The sequence below is a fragment of the Pseudomonas sp. Pf153 genome, assembly GCF_001269775.1.
In the GTDB taxonomy this organism is placed as follows: Bacteria; Pseudomonadota; Gammaproteobacteria; order Pseudomonadales; family Pseudomonadaceae; genus Aquipseudomonas; species Aquipseudomonas uvaldensis.
The window spans coordinates 205,358-221,078 of record NZ_LHVL01000030.1 but is presented as its reverse complement, the minus strand read 5'-3'; the positions used below and the strand labels follow the sequence as shown (position 1 = coordinate 221,078).

The following is a 15,721-nucleotide window of genomic DNA, read 5'->3' as shown; positions in this document are numbered from 1 at the left end:
GCACGGTGTCTGTCATGGGAAGCAGGGACAACGGCGGGAAACCGGGCTTTGCGGCGCTTGGGCGTGGTCATGCGACTCTGTTATACCAACGACCCTGAGTGTGCTTGCGAGGGTCTGAAATGCCACTGATCGCCGAATCGGATCGCCCGGTATCCAAGTTCTGGAGCCTGTCCCGTTTTCCCAATCATCCCCATGCAGGCGCGGTCGAAGTGATCGATGCGCTGGCGATTTCCAAGGAGGATTTCACCCGCCGCTACGTCAATCGCAACCGCCCCTGCCTGATCAAGAATGCGGTGCGGCACTGGCCGGCGTTTCACAAGTGGAATCGCCTGGACTACCTCAAGGCTCACTCGCGCAACCAGGCGGTGGTGGTCCGTTCGCAAATCGTCTCCGAGGTCATTGGCTGGTCCAATCCAAAGGTCAAGGCCGAGCTGACCGAGTACGCCAATACGGTCTATCGGGAAATGCCGTTCCACGAATTTCTCGACAACCTGTGCGAAGGCGATGGGCCGCTGGTGGCCGACAGCTGTCGCTTCTCCGAGGGCTCGGCCATCGAGCCGATGAAAGAGGACGTGGGCGGCTTGCCGTTCATGCCGCAGTTGGGCAAGTCCCGGGCCTATCCGTCCCATCGCAGTTTCCTGTACCGCAACTCCTACACCGATTGGCACTTTCACGTGACCGACGAGACGTTCATGGCTCAGGTGGTGGGGGCCAAGGAGGTCTTGCTGCTGCCGCCGGACGAGACCAGTTGGCGGGCGCTGCGGCCGGTGATCGAAGAGGCGGGCTACCTGTATGACATCGACACCGGGCGGTTTCCCGGTACGCGCGATCTGCATGCCCTGCGCACGGTGGTGGAGCCGGGCGATGCGCTGTACATCCCGGTCTACTGGTGGCATGCGGTGCAGTCGATGGACGACGCGTTCGGCGCCACGGTCGCAGCGACGTTCCCGACGCCCCTGCACGTCAGTGGCGACATCAGCTCGCCCATCGCTCGGCGGGTGTTGCGCACCTATCTGTTCTCCCGATACGCGCCCCTGGTCTTCGGTGCGGTGGTGTATTCCCTGGCCTATCGGCTGATGAGCAAGCTGATCGGTGTCGCCACGCCGCGCGACGTGCGCACATGAGCCTGGTGGATGGCCGTCGGGGATTCGATCTGGGGCGGGGGTTTTATTTCCTCTGGTGCGGCGAGTCGTTGGCCGTAGTAGGCACGGCACTGATGGAGTTCGCGTTGGGTGTGTGGGTGTATACCCACACCGGCTCGGCGGTGGCGTTCGCCAACGTGGTGCTGGCGGCGACGTTGCCGGCGGTGTTGTTCCTGCCGCTGGCGGGAGGGCTGGCCGACCGGATCAGCCACCGGGTCATCATTGTCTGCTGCGACGTGAGCCTGGCCGTGTTGCTGCTGGGGGTCATGGCGTTGCTGTGGTACGAGCGCCTGGAGCCTTTGCATCTGTATGTCTTCAACTGCCTGGCCTCGATCGTCGGGGCCTTCCGCAAGCCGGCGTACCAGGCTGCCGTGAGCACGATCGTCGCTCCCGACAAATTCACCCGGGCCTCCGGCCTGGTCAGCATCAGCAAGAACGCCTCGGCCCTGGTGGCGCCGCTGCTGGCGGGGGCGATCATGGCGAAGGCGGGGCTGGTGACGATCCTGGCGGTGGACCTGCTGACGTTCTGCTCCGGCACGTTGCTGGTCATCAAGGCGTTCTCCCACGCGCGGGTGGCTTCGGTCCATCACGACAGCGCCGCCAAAGGCAGTGTGTTTGGAGGCGCCCTGGGCAATATCGCCGCAGCACTGAGGTTCTTCGCCGCCGAGCGGCTGATGGCCGGGCTGTTGGTGTACACCATGATGCGCGGCGCGGTGTTGGCCCTGGCGACCTTGATGATGACGCCATTGCTGCTGTCGACCTTGGGCAGCCAGACCCTGGGGATGGCCTATACCTGGGCCGCCCTGGGTGGCCTGGCCGGGGCGGGGTTGCTGATTTCCATGGGCAATCCCAGGCGATTGATGGCGCTGGTGGCGGGGGCCGATCTGCTCCTGGCCGGGTGCGTCATCGCCTTGGGCGTGGTCTCGCACGCTGTTGCCTACTGTGCTCTGGCTTTCATCGCGATCACCATGGCGAGCATCGCCGATGCCAGCGTGAACTCGCTGTGGATGCGTCGGATTCCCGCTGGCAGCCGCGCCAGTGTCTTTGCCTTGATCAGCATGTTGACCATCGCGGGTACCAGCCTGTCTGTCATCGTCGGTGGCTTCCTGGTTGACCATTGGTTCCAGCCGGCGCTGATGCCGGGTGGCCTGTATGCCGATTCGATCGGACGTTGGCTCGGCGTAGGGCCGGGGCGTGGCGTCGGCCTGCTATTCGTGGTAGCCGGCGCGTTGTTCGCGCTGCTGCCCTTGAGTGTCCTGCTCTACGGGCCGATGCGGCGCCTGGACGAATCGCCGACCCACGGGACCGTCGTCTCAGTGGCCGCCAACCCCCAGGTCGAGCCCCTGTAATGCCTGGCCTGGCGTGCTGTACCGGATTCCCGTGACAGACAGGCCAGGCCCGGTGGGTCAACCTTTGCAGACGCTTCTGCCGCCCGTTTCCGGACGGACAGGACGGTATCGCCACCTCATCGGAATCGACAACCCTCACCCAGAAAAGGAGCACCTATGCGCCCGTCGTTTTATGATTCCAGCCGTTTTCCGCACCTGAAGAACCTTGCCGATAACTGGGAGGTGATCCGTGAAGAATTCCTGGCCCTCGACGCACCGACCCTGACCATCAACCGCGTGGGCAAGTCGATCACCGAAATCGTCGATGAAGTCACCGCGCACATGGAGGCCGGCGGCGAATATGGCTGGCTCTGGGGCTGGGGGGATGACATGGACGTCATGCCGGAGTGGACTCAATATGGCCTGGTCGCCTATGACACGCCGATTCCCTATGCACGTGCCGCCATGCCCGGGACCATCGACCTGTTAAGCAAGATTCCGGGAATCAAGCTCTGCGCCTTGCTGCGCATGGAGCCCAACGTCTTCCTCGGTACCCACTCCCATACCGGCACTTGGGAGGAAGGTCTGTTGCACATGCAGCTGACCATCGATGCACCGACCACTCAGAACTACGCCTACCTCAATGTCAATGGCAGCTTCAACCAGAGCACCAACGGCAACTTGGTGATCTTCGACGGCTCTCTCGACCACTTTGCCGTCAATGCTTCCCGGGCTCACCGTACCGTGCTTTATCTTGAGTTCTATCGCGAGAAGCACATGGCGGCATGAGGGCCCACTTGGTTGGGCGGGTGCAAGTCTGCTCGTGGAAGGTGAGTGTCAGCCGACGTCATCGCGAGCAGGCTTTCCGTTGAAATGGGAACGTCGTCCCTGCATTACCTCATCATGGCAGACCGGTAAGCACCCGGTCCTATGCCAAAAGCCTGTTTGAACTGCCTGGTGAGATGGCTTTGATCAGCAAAGCCGAGTTCCGCGGCAACCCTTGATGGCGCAATGCCTTGCTTCAACAACACTTGCGCACACGCCAGGCGCTTTTGCGTGACCCAGCTATGGGGAGGCAGGCCGGTCGCTTTGCGAAACACCCGGGCAAAGTGAAAAGGAGACAGACCGACGCCAGAGGCAAGCTCCTCAAGCGAAGGGGGAAACGCCAGGCGCTCAAGCAGTATTTCCCTGGCTCTGCGCACCGCTACAGGCTCCTTCCCGGGCGTAGCGACCGGACCGATCCCGGCATGCCGCTGGAACAGCATCAGCGCGGCTTCCCTCCAGGCGGTTTGCTGCAGCAATGCCGAGGCCTCATGTTCTGCAAACGAATGAACGTTACTGAACGCACGCGCCACTTGTGAGTCGGTCACGACGCTGCTGATAAAGCGGGGAGAGCCGTTGAAGCGTATCTCCAGCTCAGCCATGACCTCGGCAAGCTGCGTCAAGGTGGGGTAAAAACCTCGGTAGCGCCATCCCTCATGGTGGGCGGTGGCACCGGTATGCAGCTCGTCCGGATTGATCAGGACCACGGAACCGATGGGGGCAACGTGTTCACTGCCTCGATGCCGAAACCGCTGCGCCCCCGACTCGATGACCGAGATGACAAAACTGTCGTGAACGTGAGGGGTGAAGCGCTGCTGGTAGTATTGAGCGTGCAGCAACTCCACGCCGCCCAGGCTTGAGGCTTGCCAGAAACGCGTGTTTTCAATCTTGCTGGCCACGGTTCACCTCAGAGCATTGACCTGAACAGGTAGAAACAGCCCATGCTGATCAGGACGCTCGTCAGTACCCGTCCCGTCCAGAGCATGAGAACCATGGTGCAGAGCCCACCCAGCAAATACGGGTTCAAGACGCTCAGGCTCAGCGTATGGCCTGGCAGGAAAATGATGGGCCCGCAGATCGCCGTCAGCATCCCTGGCACCGCGAAGGAAAGGAAATCCCGGATGCCATGGCCCAGTCTAAACGGTAAGCGTGGCTCCAGAAACAGGTAGCGGTTGAGGAAGACAATCACCCCCATCCCAGCGATAACGGCGAGGATCATGAGCGCCCCTCCAGTAACCGCTTGCAGACGAAACCCGCCGTCATGCCAGCCAACCCCGACACCACCAGCGCAGACTCCCAATGCCAATAACTGAGCAGCACCGAGCAGGTAAGGGATACGAGCACGCACACTGTCGTCGGGACCGATTTCACCGCAGGGGTGACCAACGCGATGAAGGTTGCAGCGATGGAAAACTCCAACCCGAGCGACTCAAGGTTCGGAATGCGCTTGCCCAACAGGATCCCTGCCAGGGTGAACAGATTCCACGCCAGGTAAAAGCTGAGGCCGACCCCCAGCGCAAACCAACGGCTGAACGTCTTTTGATCATACCGGCTGTTCAGTGCGAAAAACTCGTCGGTCAGAAGGAAGCCGAGGCCTATTCTCCATCGCGAAGACAGCGAGGACAGGGTGGCGCGCATGTGCAAACCGTAAAGCAGGTGCTGCGACGTCAAAAGAAGGGTCGTCACAAGAATCGAGGACAGGCTGGCCCCTGTCTTGATCATGCCAATGGCGACGAGCTGGGCGGCACCGGCAAAAACGATGGCCGAGAAGCCTTGGCTTTCCAGAGGCGTCATCTGGGCATCGATCGCCAATGAGCCAACCAGCAAGCCCCAGGGCGCACAGGCCAGGGACAATGGAATCACAGCCATCGAGCCTTTGCAGAAGGCTTGATAAGGTGAAAGGGTGGAATCCATGAGCGGTGCACATCGATGATGAACGGGGTTTCAGCATCTTGGATTGTGCGGCTGCCGTATTGAACGATCTTGCTGTTTGGGGGCGTTGGGTGGTTGGGCGCGCAATCCTCAGCGAAGTCGCGCACAGCCTCACTCATCAAGATCGCTGGAGACTTCTTTAGCCAGCTCAATGAAAACCCGCACCGCCGCGCTCAGAAAGGCGTCCTTTCGCCGCATTAGAACGGCGGTTCGCTGCAAGCGTTCTGGCTCCAGGGTAATTGCCACCAGATCATCATGGGACAACGCGATTTTGGCAGGCAATAACGTCGACAGATTCGTCCGACGAACGATTTCGATCACTGCGCCGAGCGCATTGGCCTCCATCAGCACTTGGGGGCGAATCTCGTGTATGCGGCAGTAACGGTCGATTTGTTCGCGAGTGGCAAACTCTGTACTGAGCAGGACCAGAGACTCGGCACTCAGGTCCTGCAATCCAATGGAACGTTCCTCGGCCAGGCGGTGCTTGCGGTTCACCACTAAAGCCAGGGTTTCTTTCAGCAAGGGGACGGCCTCGATATCCCGCGTATTTATTTCATCGAACGCGATCCCCAAGTCCAGTTCGCCTGCCAAAAGCAGCTCCTCGATGCGCTCCTGGGAGATCTCTTTCAGGTTGAGGGTGATTTTGGGGTACCGGCTGTGGAATGCCTCGATCAGCGGCCCAACCAGATAGGTCGTGAACGTCGGTGTCACGGCTACGCGTAATGAGCCACGGCTGAGGTCGCTCACGTCATGGATGGCGCTTTTGGCTTCCCGTAATTGCTGATAGGCACGACGCGCATGGAGAAGATAGACATCTCCGGCATCAGTCAAACGCGTTGTGCGTCCTGAGCGGTCGAATAACTGGGCTCCAAGGCTCTCTTCCAGCTGTTTTACCTGCTGCGAAAGGGCTGGCTGAGATACGTGCAGCGCCGCAGCCGCCTTCGTGAAGCTGAGGTGTTCCGCGACCGCAAGGAAATACTGAATGTGTCGAGCGAGCATGGCTTAACTCATAAGATAATCTGATCTACAGCATAATAAATGAGACTTTTATCTTATGTAATGCGTTGCTTAATCTTTGTCTCACACCCAGCGACGCTGAGACAGCAACCATGAAAGCGATCATCGACGGTTTTCTGAAATTCCAACAAAACGCCTTCCCTGAGCGGGTCAAACTGTTCAAGGACCTGGCCAACCAGCAGAGCCCAAAAGCACTGTTCATCTCTTGTTCTGACAGCCGACTGGTACCTGAGCTGGTCACCCAGCGCGAGCCTGGCGATCTGTTTGTCATCCGCAACGCCGGCAATATCGTGCCTTCCTATGGCCCGGAGCCGGGCGGGGTTTCGGCCTCCGTCGAATATGCGGTCGCCGGACTCGGCGTCGCGGACATAGTGATTTGCGGCCACTCCGATTGCGGCGCGATGACCGCCATCGCCACCTGCAAGTGCCTGGACCACATGCCCGCCGTGGCCGGCTGGTTGCGGTTCGCGGACTCCGCCAAGGTTGTTAACGAAGCTCGCAAACACCCGGATCAGCCAACCAAAGTCGCTTCCATGGTGCGCGAAAACGTCATCGCGCAACTGACCAATATCCAGACACACCCATCCGTTCGCCTGGCTCTTGAAGAGGGCCGCGTGACCCTGCATGGCTGGATCTATGACATCGGAAGCGGGCGTATCGACGCCTTCGATGGCAGCACCGGGGCCTTCGTGTCCCTCGCAGAGAACCCCGATGTTTACGCTGTTTCCCAACAACCCAGGCACGTCGCCTGAAACCTCTACAGGCACCTTTTACTAATCAGGAGATTCATCGTGATCCAGACCCAAGCTACCCGCACCGCTCGCCAGGAACTGACCGAGACCATCATTTTGGCCAAGTCTCGCAAAGACCTCTCATTCGCCGAGATTGTTGAAGGCACCGGCCTGTCCGAAGCTTTCGTGACAGCAGCCCTGCTTGGCCAGCACCCATTGCCATATGACGCCGCAAATGTCGTGGGCAGGAAGCTCGACCTTGATGCTGACCAAATCGCTTTGCTGCAAACGATGCCAATTCGCGGCAGCTTTTTTGACGGCGTACCGTCCGACCCGACTATCTACCGTTTCTACGAAATGATGTCGGTATACGGCACGACCCTCAAAGCGCTGGTTCACGAAAAGTTCGGCGACGGCATCATCAGCGCCATCAACTTCAAGCTGGACATCAAGAAAGTCGAAGATCCGGATGGCGGCCACCGCGCTGTCATCACGCTGGATGGCAAGTATCTGCCTACCAAGCCTTTCTGATGTAACTCAGCCCGGCGTCTGACGGCGACCGGGCTACCCCCGACTTTTATTACGGCTGAGCACCGCTCACGTGCTTTGGCTCTTTCACGTCCACGATAAGGTGATTGCTATGAAACTGTTACTCGTTTTATTCCTGGGCTGCTTTGGTTCTGTCGCTATGGCCGATGAGCAGGCGACTAAGACCGCACGGATTACAGTCGAGCCCTATCGGTATTCTCAGAACCTGGATATCGCCCACGTTGTGGCGATTACACAGATAACCGATGTCTGCGCTGTAGTGCCGATACAGATGACTTATGATGATTCCAAGGGCGACCGGCACATCATGGAGTATCACGTTATGGGGAATGGCTGCACGAACTGATCCAGCATCGACACATCTGCCTGATGCCCAGTGGTGGCATCAGGGGCGGGAACTACCCGCACGCGGGCGTTCGTTCCCCAGGGCCCGGTTGTGGGAGTAAGCGTTAAGCTGGTCATCATGCTCAGGTGAGAATAGCGCGGTGGACAATCCACTACGATGAGACGGCGAACTCACGACAATGGAGACATACCCACGATGAACTACACGGGCGCCTGTCACTGTGGAGCGGTTGGCTTCGCTTTTGAGGCCGAACTTGAAGAGCTGATCAGTTGCGACTGTTCGCTGTGCAGCAAGCGCAATGCGTTGATGGCTACGGTGCCACGGGAGCATTTTTGCATTACCCGTGGTCAGGACGCATTACGTCTGTATCGCTGGAACAGCGGCGTGGCCCAGCATTACTTTTGCGGTACGTGCGGTATCTATGTCTACCATCGACGTCGCAGTAATCCTGAGATTCTCAGCGTCAATGCGTGCTGTATCGATGGATTGGATTACCAGGCGCTGCCATTGCGTCGTGTCGATGGCAAGAGTCGAAGCTTGATCAGCCCACCTTGAGCGAGATGGAGTGCCGACTTCAAGGGTCGACACCCCAGGTTTCAAGCCCCAGCCTCAGACAGCCACTGACTCCAGCGTCGACTCAAGGAATTGGAACGCGGTCTGTTTCGAACGGTGGGTCGATTCGAAAAATGCCAGGTGACTGCCATTGCTCTCCACATGCAGCAGGGCGTCGCTGATGGACTCGGCAATGCGTTGGGAGCCGCCGATGTGGGTGGTTTCATCGGCATCACCGGCCACCACCAGCGTCGGTACGGTAATGCGTTCCAGCTTGGATTGCAGCTCGGTCTTGTTCAACGCATCGTTGAGCCGCGCATAACGGTAGAACAGCTCCTCGTTGACGTAGGGGTAGAGCGCTGCATGGGCAATCGAGTCCGGGATGGTCGCCAGTGTCGCCTGGTCCAGGAACAACGCTTGCAGGTCGCTGGCCTCGTTTCGGTCGACGGCGGCCGACTCCATCAGCCATTCGAAATTCTGCTGGTGAGCGGTGCGCAGGCTGTTGTCGCCCAGGTTGTAATCGCCGTGCCACAGGCTCAGGGAATTCACCCGCTCGGGGTGGATGGCGGCGGCGCTCAACGCGATCACCGCGCCACCGCAGATACCCATCAGATGCGCGCTGGACAGTCCGAAGTGGTTCATCACGTTGATCAGGTCGCCGACCTGAGCGTCGGTGTCCACCGACAGTTGATCGAACGAGGTGCAAGACCCGAACAGCCCCCGGGTTTCCCAAGTGACCACGAAGAACCGCTCGCTCAGTGCATTGAACCAGTCGCGGCACAGATCGAAAGGCATGCCGCAGGGCAGGGCCAGGACAATGGCCGGGCGCTGCCGGTCGATACTGGCATGGACCGACAACGCGACGTTGTCTCGGGTGATGAGGTGCACGGTTTCAACCTCTGGCACCGCACCACTGAAATCGTAGTGTCTGACCAGGCGCCCGAAGTCCCTGACACTGTCGAACTCGTCGAAGTGGTCGTAGGAATAATCCAGCGCCTGGCAGATTTTCTTGCTGATAAACATCTCGAAGGACGACAGCTGCGCCTCGCCATCATGCACGTATTGCACGGCTTTGACGCCGATGCGTGCGAAGGCGGCGCTGACCGCCCGTTCCGTGGCTCTCACGCTGGGTGAGGCCTGGTCAGGTGACGGTTCATTTGCCCGAGCGAGGAAGCTCAGGCAAATGGGATCGGGCAGATGGATGGCAAGGTGCCTAAGCATCCTCACGGTCTCGCACAGGCGCGTGGCTGCGTCGGTGGAAATAGTCATGGATTGGGGGACTCCTGTCAGGCACGTTGCTCATGCCAACTGTCGTATGGCACTGAAAAAATCAGACCGCTTCGAATTTCTTGCCTCGGGTGGTGTGGGTGACCAGGCGGTTGTAGGACGGGGTCTGGTCGCCGATCACCTGGACCGCGCCGTATTTCTCAAGGCTGATGCGACCGCCGTACTCCTCGATGTGATCGGAGTCCGGGTAGATCTTCACGAAGGACGGAACGTAACGGGACGCAAAGCCCATGCGCATGTCCTGGGTCTCACCGCTATGGGGGTAGGAGGCGTGCATCAGTGTCGACCAGAAAATGATGAACTGGCCGGCCTTCATCTGCATGGGCACGGCGGCGGATTCGTCGGGCTTGAAGTTCTCGTCGATCTGCAGCTGGCGATAGTCGTAGCCGAAAAACCCGCGGCGTACCCCATCCTTGACCACCGAACTGTTGTTGGCATCGGGATCGTAGGCCATGCGCTTGGTTTCATCGTAGTTCATGCTGTTCTGGGTGCCGGGGATGAATTGCAGGCAGCCATTGGCGATGTTGGCGTCGGTAAAGGCGGTCCAGACGGTAATGGTACCGCCGAAATCCTCGTTCTCCGGCCAGAGGATCTGCGGCTTGCCCGAGGCGTTGGCGAAGGTATCGGCCTGGTGCCAGTCGGTGCCTTCGTCGCCCGGGTATTTGGGGAAGAACTCGGTGCGCCAGCACAGCACATCCGGGCCGAGGATGCTTTCGACGCGGTCGCAGATTTCAGGACGGCAGATGTGGCTGGCGAGGAAATCGTCATCCAGGTGGCGATCGTAGTTGGCGATGTTGGTGCCGGCGGAAATCGCATCCAGATCCTGGTAGGCGGCAGCGCTACGGTCGAGCAGGCGCAGGCGGGTACGTTTCCAGGCTTCCTTCATTTCTTCTGGCGAATAGGCGTCGAAAGGTCCGATAAAACCGTTCTTCTCGAAGGACGCGCGTTCTTCGGGGGTCAGGGCGAATTTCTTGCTCATGGGCTTTTCCTTTTCAGTCAATGGGCTTGGACAAGGGAGCGCTGGATGCAATCGGCCAACACCTTGGCGGTCGCGCCGTTAGCCAGCACACCCGGGTCCAGGTTGACCTGGTAGTGGGCCTTGAAGGTGCTCAGGGAGCGGATCAGGGCCAGGGAGGTACCGCCGAAGTCGAAGAAGTCATCGTTCAAGCCGATGTTCTTCAGGCCAAGGTCCTGGGACCAGACCTTGAGCACGAACTGCTCCTGTTCGGTGAGGCCCGCTTCGTCTGCGTGCTGCACGGTGGCGGCGACCGAGTCGGGGGAGGGCAGGCGTTGCTTGTCGATCTTGCCGTGGGCGGTCACCGGCAGTTGCGCCAGGGGAATGTAGGCCGAGGGGCGCATATAGTCCGGCAGGCTGGCGGCCACCAGGGCGGCGACTTCGCTGCGGGTCTGTTCGGTCCAGGCCTGTACGCCCTGGGTTGGCACCACATAGGTGACCAGGCGCCAGTCGCCATTACCGTAATCATGACCGGCGACGTGGGCGGCTGCCACGGCCGGGCTGGTTTGCAGGCAGGCTTCGACTTCGCCCGGCTCGATGCGGAAACCGCGGATCTTCAGTTGCTCATCGCAACGGCCAGCGTAACGGTATTCACCATCATCGCCCAATACCACCAGGTCTCCGGTGCGATAGGCGCGACCTGGACGATCAGGCAATTGCACGAAACGCTCGGCGTTCAAGGCCGGACGGTTCAGGTAGCCCAGTGCGACACCGGCGCCTTCGATGTACAGCTCCCCGGCGGTGCCCTGGGGCACGGGTTGCCGGTCGGCGTCGAGCAGGTTCAGGTGCCAGCCATCCAGGGGCGCACCGATGGACACCATGGCGGCGCTTTCGAGGTCCTGGCCCAGCACGCGCTTGAACGTGGTGTGGACGGTGGCCTCGGTGATGCCGTACATGTTGATCAGCGCAGGCTTCTGGTCGCCATGACGTTCCACCCAGGGACGCAACACCGTGGCCGGCAGCGCCTCGCCGCCGAACACCACGTAGCGTAGCGCCAACGGTGCGCCGGGCTGACGGTCGGCTTCGTCGAGGCCACGGAAGGCCGAAGGGGTCTGGCTCAGGACGGTTACGCCCTGGTCGACGAGCCATTGGCGCATGGCCGCTGGCGAACGGGACACGTCGTAAGGCACCACGGCAACGTGACCGCCATGGGCCAGGGCGCCCCAGATTTCCCACACCGAGAAGTCGAAGCCGATGGAGTGGAACATCGACCAGACGTCCTGCTCGTTGAAAGCGTATTCACGTTGGGTGCTTTCCAGCAGGCGGCTGACGTTGCCGTGGGCCACCAGTACACCCTTGGGTTCACCGGTGGAGCCGGAGGTATAGATCACGTAGGCCACCGAGCTGTCGGGGTTGCGGCGGTCCACGTCGCTCAAAGGTTCCAGGGTTGGGCCGGCCAGCAGGTCGGCGAGCGACAGGACACGCAGGGACGGAGACCGGGGCAGGTCGGCGAGCTCACCGATCAGCAGGCTCATGCCGCTGTCGCGCACGATGTGTTCGACGCGCTTGCCGGGGTACTGGGGATCGACCGGGACGTAAGCGCCGCCGGCCTTGAGGATGCCCAGCAGGCTGATGACCAGATCGACGCTGCGCGCCAGGCACATCCCGACCAGCATGCCGTCCTTGACGCCTTCCTGGCGAAGACGGGCGGCCAACTGCGACGAAGCCGCATCGAGTTGCGCATAACTCAACGAACGCGTGGCGTCTGAAACCGCCGTTCGCTCGGGAAACTCACGGGCCCGGGCGGTGAAGATTTCATGCAGGAATGCACCGGGCGTGAGGGGGGCTGGCGCGGGGTAGACCGATCCGCCAGTGTTCTTAATCGGCATGACTAACGCTCCTGTTAATTGCCAGGTGCAGCGTATTTGCGCGTTTGCGAAAACCGTTGCACTCGAGACGTCACTGCGGCCCACGGGATCGTTTGATGCGCCTGTGCGATTCGCAGCTGCCGCATTTCAGCACCGAGTCCGTGCCGGCGTCTGTCGCGGGAAATGGGGACAAATCGCTTTGGGCGGAACGCAGCGCCAAGGTGCGTCGGGTCTGTCCCGGTTTGCGGTGCCAGACATCCCGCCGGATCAATGTTTTTATCCTTGCCCGACAGCGGGGCGTATAGGTTTTGCCCCATACGACGTGGATCCGAGGGGTCCGTGGTTCAGGAGTCATTCATGAGTCTTCACACAAACACTGCGTCCACCACGAGCGACGAATCGTTGCTCGATGCGGACTTCGACGGGGCGGTCAGGCTGTCGCTGCTTGCCGACGGATCGAATCTGCCGGTGGTCATCGAACCTGTCGACCCCGGGCTGGATCCGTCGGCGTGGGCCGGTCGTCATCGCGAGGCCATCGAGGCGTTGCTGTGTCGTCATGGTGCGGTGCTGTTTCGCGGTTTCGACCTCGCCTCGGTAACTGCCTTCGAAGCGTTCGCCGAGGCGCTGTCGCCGGGACTGCATGGCAGCTACGGTGACTTGCCGAAGAAGGAGGGCGGACGCAACGTCTATCGCTCCACGCCTTATCCCGAACGGGAAATGATCCTGTACCACAACGAGAGCTCGCACCTGGAAAGCTGGCCGCGCAAGCAGTGGTTTTACTGCGAGCAGCCTTCGCGGGTGGGGGGCGCCACGCCACTGGCTGACATTCGACAGGTGCTGCAGCGTTTGCCGGCCGAGGTGGTGGCACGCTTCGAACAAAAAGGGCTGATGTACAGCCGCACGTTCACGGCCGGGGTCGAGCCGAGCTGGGAGTCGTTCTTCGGCACCACTGACCGCGCAGCCGTCGAACAGCGTTGCCGGGAGCAGGGCACCGATTTCGAATGGCTCGACCACGACACGCTCCAGGTCCGTACCCTCTGTCCGGCGGTGATCCGTCATCCCGTGACCGGCGAACCGGCGTTTTTCAACCAGGTACAGCTGCACCATCCGTTCTGCCTTGGCGAAGAGATGCGCGAGGACCTGCTCGACATGTTCGGCGCCGACCGGCTGCCGCGCATGGTCAGTTATGGCGATGGCACGCCCATCGAGGACGACGTCATGGCGCTGGTCGGCGACATCTACGAGGCCTGCGCCGTCCGTTTCGCCTGGCGCAAGGGCGATGTCGTGATGCTCGACAACATGTTGGCAGCCCATGCACGGGATCCGTACGAAGAGCCACGGTTGATCGTCGTGGCCATGGGCGAGATGACCGCCAGGGGCGACGTCTGGCAACCGGCGTGAGCCATCGCGTGACTCCATTCGAGGACAGCAACCCATGAAAGACCAGAAAGCGAAGAAAACCCGGCCGGGTTCGGTCATGCGCCTGCTGTGGCGCAACCATCCCTGGCTGACGCTCTTCACCTTGATTTGCGGTGTCATCAGCGGGGTCGCGTCCATCGCGGTGGTGAGTGTGATCAACCAGGCGATCCATAACGATGGGCCACGCCTGGAGGCCTTGTACTGGTTCGTCGGTCTCAGCGCGACGGCGCTGATTCTGCGTAACGGCGCGGCGTTGTTCCCGGCTTACGCGAGCATGCGGATCATGACGCGGTTGCGTATCGCGCTGTGCCGCAAGATCCTCGCAACGCCGCTTGAAGAGGTGGACCGGCGTGGCCCTCCCAACGTGCTGACCATGCTGACCAATGACATCCCGCAACTGAATACGACACTGGTGGTGATGCCCACGGTACTGGTGGAAATGACGGTGTTCCTGTTCGGCATCGCTTACCTGGCGTACCTGTCATGGGTGGTCCTGGCCTTGACGGTTTCGCTGATGATCCTGGGGGTGGGTCTTTACCTGTTCTTCTTCGCCAGCGGCGTCAGGTCCACCAACCGGGTGCGGGACGAGTTCACCGCATTCAACGAGTACACCCATGCGTTGGTGTTCGGCCTCAAGGAACTGAAGCTCAACGGCATCCGTCGCCGTTGGTTCGGCCGCTCCGCCATCGAAGCCTCTTCGACTCGGGTGGCGCGCTACAACTTCGTCGAGCGCCTGTGGTACACCGCCGCCGACAACGTTGGCCAGTTCACCTTGTCATTGCTGATTGGTTGCCTGTTGTTTGCCGCGCCACTGGTCAGTGCGGTCGATCCGAAGGTGATGACGGCCAGCGTGCTGGCGGTGCTCTACATCATGGGGCCTCTCTCGCTGCTGGTGGGGGCGATGCCGGTGCTGGCGGCGGGGCGTGTCGCCTGCACCCGTCTCGCCGAGTTCGGTTTTGCGATCAACGATCCGCACCCGGATCCCGTCGTGGCCGAAACGTCGAAAGTACACCTGCTTGAGCACAAGAAGTCCTGGGACAGCATCGAGTTGAAAAGCGTACAGATGCATTATCACGACGTGCAGGCCGACAGCGGATTCTCCCTGGGCCCTATCGACCTGACGGTGCAGTCGGGCGAGTTGATCTACATCGTCGGCGGCAACGGCTGCGGTAAAAGCACCCTGGCCAAGGTGCTCTGCGGGCTCTACATCCCGCAAAGTGGCGAGGTGCTGCTTGATGGGGTCGCCATCACCGATGAAAGCCGCAGTGACTACCGCGATCTGTTTTCCGCGGTGTTCTCCGACTTCCATTTGTTCAATCGCTTGATCGGTCCGGACGAAGAGGACGGCAACCCGGTCCTGGCGAGCAAGTATCTGGAAACCCTCGGGCTGGCCGACAAGATCAAGATCGAAGGACTCGGTTACTCCACCCTGAAGGCATTGTCCTATGGGCAGCAGAAACGCCTGGCCCTGGTGTGCGCGTATATGGAGGACCGCCCGGTCTACGTGCTCGACGAATGGGCCGCCGACCAGGACCCGCCGTTCAAGAAATTCTTCTACGAGGAATTGCTGCCCGAGCTCAAGCGCCGCGGCAAGACGGTGTTGATCATTACCCATGATGATCAGTACTTCCAGCTGGCCGATCGCATCATCAAGTTGGCGGACGGGCAGATCGTTTCCGATGTCAACTGCGCCATCCGCGACAAGCGAGCCTGAATGAGTGCCCCCGGATTGTCCTCCGGCTGGCGATGTTGTCGCGACGAGCCCTGCGCAAA

Annotated in this window: 16 protein-coding genes; 9 read left to right on the top strand and 7 right to left on the bottom strand. The window is 60.7% G+C overall.

From position 1 onward, the window contains the following. The first annotated feature begins 119 nt into the window (after nucleotides 1-119). From AD666_RS22295 to AD666_RS22285, 3 genes are all read left to right on the top strand, one after another. Nucleotides 120-1,124: a cupin-like domain-containing protein gene (locus AD666_RS22295; protein WP_053156903.1), complete on the top strand. Its 1,005-nt coding sequence runs from the start codon at nucleotides 120-122 to the stop codon at nucleotides 1,122-1,124. Continuing rightward, nucleotides 1,121-2,491, top strand: a complete 1,371-nt coding sequence (locus AD666_RS22290) for an MFS transporter (RefSeq protein ID WP_053156900.1) — start codon at nucleotides 1,121-1,123, stop codon at nucleotides 2,489-2,491. Before AD666_RS22295 ends, AD666_RS22290 begins: the two co-directional genes overlap by 4 nt. A gap of 156 nt (nucleotides 2,492-2,647) precedes the next feature. Next, nucleotides 2,648-3,259, top strand: coding sequence for an aspartyl/asparaginyl beta-hydroxylase domain-containing protein (locus AD666_RS22285; RefSeq protein WP_047700989.1), 612 nt, complete (start codon nucleotides 2,648-2,650; stop codon nucleotides 3,257-3,259). 104 nt (nucleotides 3,260-3,363) lie between these two features. Here the strand turns inward: AD666_RS22285 and AD666_RS22280 are convergent, their stop codons facing one another. The 4 genes from AD666_RS22280 to cynR form a co-directional block, all read right to left on the bottom strand. After that, nucleotides 3,364-4,191 (bottom strand): AraC family transcriptional regulator, encoded by an 828-nt coding sequence (locus AD666_RS22280; protein ID WP_053156897.1) that lies wholly within the window; start codon nucleotides 4,189-4,191, stop codon nucleotides 3,364-3,366. A gap of 8 nt (nucleotides 4,192-4,199) precedes the next feature. After that, nucleotides 4,200-4,511 (bottom strand): AzlD domain-containing protein, encoded by a 312-nt coding sequence (locus AD666_RS22275; RefSeq protein ID WP_053156894.1) that lies wholly within the window; start codon nucleotides 4,509-4,511, stop codon nucleotides 4,200-4,202. Continuing rightward, entirely contained in the window at nucleotides 4,508-5,206 is a 699-nt protein-coding gene (locus tag AD666_RS22270; protein ID WP_053156890.1) for an AzlC family ABC transporter permease, read from the bottom strand. Before AD666_RS22270 ends, AD666_RS22275 begins: the two co-directional genes overlap by 4 nt. 129 nt (nucleotides 5,207-5,335) lie before the next feature. Next, a complete protein-coding gene (gene cynR / locus AD666_RS22265) occupies nucleotides 5,336-6,223 on the bottom strand; it encodes a transcriptional regulator CynR (protein ID WP_053156887.1) in 888 nt (295 codons plus the stop codon). Nucleotides 6,224-6,333: 110 nt separating this feature from the next. Here cynR and AD666_RS22260 point away from each other — a divergent pair, with 110 nt between their 5' ends. The 4 genes from AD666_RS22260 (at nucleotide 6,334) to AD666_RS22245 (ending at nucleotide 8,422) form a co-directional block, all read left to right on the top strand. Continuing rightward, nucleotides 6,334-6,993: a carbonic anhydrase gene (locus AD666_RS22260; RefSeq protein WP_053156884.1), complete on the top strand. Its 660-nt coding sequence runs from the start codon at nucleotides 6,334-6,336 to the stop codon at nucleotides 6,991-6,993. Nucleotides 6,994-7,032: 39 nt separating this feature from the next. After that, on the top strand, nucleotides 7,033-7,503 hold the full coding sequence (cynS, locus tag AD666_RS22255; protein ID WP_053156882.1) for a cyanase: 471 nt from the start codon (nucleotides 7,033-7,035) through the stop codon (nucleotides 7,501-7,503). A 109-nt stretch (nucleotides 7,504-7,612) separates the two neighbouring features. Further along, entirely contained in the window at nucleotides 7,613-7,867 is a 255-nt protein-coding gene (locus AD666_RS22250) for a DUF2790 domain-containing protein (RefSeq protein ID WP_053156878.1), read from the top strand. Between the two features lie 195 nt (nucleotides 7,868-8,062). After that, complete coding sequence (locus tag AD666_RS22245) at nucleotides 8,063-8,422, top strand: GFA family protein (protein WP_053156875.1); 360 nt, start codon at nucleotides 8,063-8,065, stop codon at nucleotides 8,420-8,422. Nucleotides 8,423-8,476: 54 nt separating this feature from the next. Here AD666_RS22245 and syrC read toward each other — a convergent pair whose 3' ends face one another. The 3 genes from syrC to syrB1 form a co-directional block, all read right to left on the bottom strand. Further along, nucleotides 8,477-9,688: a syringomycin E biosynthesis aminoacyltransferase SyrC gene (gene syrC, locus AD666_RS22240; RefSeq protein ID WP_053156872.1), complete on the bottom strand. Its 1,212-nt coding sequence runs from the start codon at nucleotides 9,686-9,688 to the stop codon at nucleotides 8,477-8,479. Nucleotides 9,689-9,749: 61 nt separating this feature from the next. Next, nucleotides 9,750-10,685, bottom strand: coding sequence for a syringomycin E biosynthesis L-threonyl-[L-threonyl-carrier protein] 4-chlorinase SyrB2 (gene syrB2, locus AD666_RS22235; protein WP_053156868.1), 936 nt, complete (start codon nucleotides 10,683-10,685; stop codon nucleotides 9,750-9,752). Between the two features lie 17 nt (nucleotides 10,686-10,702). Beyond that, nucleotides 10,703-12,550 carry a syringomycin E biosynthesis L-threonine--[L-threonyl-carrier protein] ligase SyrB1 gene (gene syrB1 / locus AD666_RS22230; RefSeq protein ID WP_053156865.1) on the bottom strand — a complete coding sequence of 616 codons (1,848 nt, stop codon included), beginning with the start codon at nucleotides 12,548-12,550 and terminating at the stop codon, nucleotides 10,703-10,705. A gap of 336 nt (nucleotides 12,551-12,886) precedes the next feature. Between syrB1 and AD666_RS22225 the strand changes: the two genes are divergently transcribed. Both AD666_RS22225 and AD666_RS22220 read left to right on the top strand, forming a co-directional pair. Continuing rightward, nucleotides 12,887-13,930, top strand: a complete 1,044-nt coding sequence (locus tag AD666_RS22225) for a TauD/TfdA family dioxygenase (protein ID WP_053156862.1) — start codon at nucleotides 12,887-12,889, stop codon at nucleotides 13,928-13,930. A 34-nt stretch (nucleotides 13,931-13,964) separates the two neighbouring features. Further along, complete coding sequence (locus AD666_RS22220; RefSeq protein ID WP_053156859.1) at nucleotides 13,965-15,662, top strand: cyclic peptide export ABC transporter; 1,698 nt, start codon at nucleotides 13,965-13,967, stop codon at nucleotides 15,660-15,662. The last annotated feature ends 59 nt before the right edge of the window (nucleotides 15,663-15,721 follow it).

What these genes read in the sequence shown, in the direction of transcription:
- AD666_RS22295 (WP_053156903.1), top strand. Translation starts at nt 120, where the DNA reads ATGCCACTGATCGCCGAATCGGATCGCCCGGTATCCAAGTTCTGGAGC.
- AD666_RS22290 (WP_053156900.1), top strand. Translation starts at nt 1,121, where the DNA reads ATGAGCCTGGTGGATGGCCGTCGGGGATTCGATCTGGGGCGGGGGTTT.
- AD666_RS22285 (WP_047700989.1), top strand. Translation starts at nt 2,648, where the DNA reads ATGCGCCCGTCGTTTTATGATTCCAGCCGTTTTCCGCACCTGAAGAAC.
- AD666_RS22275 (WP_053156894.1), bottom strand. Translation starts at nt 4,511, where the DNA reads ATGATCCTCGCCGTTATCGCTGGGATGGGGGTGATTGTCTTCCTCAAC.
- AD666_RS22270 (WP_053156890.1), bottom strand. Translation starts at nt 5,206, where the DNA reads ATGGATTCCACCCTTTCACCTTATCAAGCCTTCTGCAAAGGCTCGATG.
- cynR (WP_053156887.1), bottom strand. Translation starts at nt 6,223, where the DNA reads ATGCTCGCTCGACACATTCAGTATTTCCTTGCGGTCGCGGAACACCTC.
- AD666_RS22260 (WP_053156884.1), top strand. Translation starts at nt 6,334, where the DNA reads ATGAAAGCGATCATCGACGGTTTTCTGAAATTCCAACAAAACGCCTTC.
- AD666_RS22250 (WP_053156878.1), top strand. Translation starts at nt 7,613, where the DNA reads ATGAAACTGTTACTCGTTTTATTCCTGGGCTGCTTTGGTTCTGTCGCT.
- AD666_RS22245 (WP_053156875.1), top strand. Translation starts at nt 8,063, where the DNA reads ATGAACTACACGGGCGCCTGTCACTGTGGAGCGGTTGGCTTCGCTTTT.
- syrC (WP_053156872.1), bottom strand. Translation starts at nt 9,688, where the DNA reads ATGACTATTTCCACCGACGCAGCCACGCGCCTGTGCGAGACCGTGAGG.
- syrB2 (WP_053156868.1), bottom strand. Translation starts at nt 10,685, where the DNA reads ATGAGCAAGAAATTCGCCCTGACCCCCGAAGAACGCGCGTCCTTCGAG.
- syrB1 (WP_053156865.1), bottom strand. Translation starts at nt 12,550, where the DNA reads ATGCCGATTAAGAACACTGGCGGATCGGTCTACCCCGCGCCAGCCCCC.
- AD666_RS22225 (WP_053156862.1), top strand. Translation starts at nt 12,887, where the DNA reads ATGAGTCTTCACACAAACACTGCGTCCACCACGAGCGACGAATCGTTG.
- AD666_RS22220 (WP_053156859.1), top strand. Translation starts at nt 13,965, where the DNA reads ATGAAAGACCAGAAAGCGAAGAAAACCCGGCCGGGTTCGGTCATGCGC.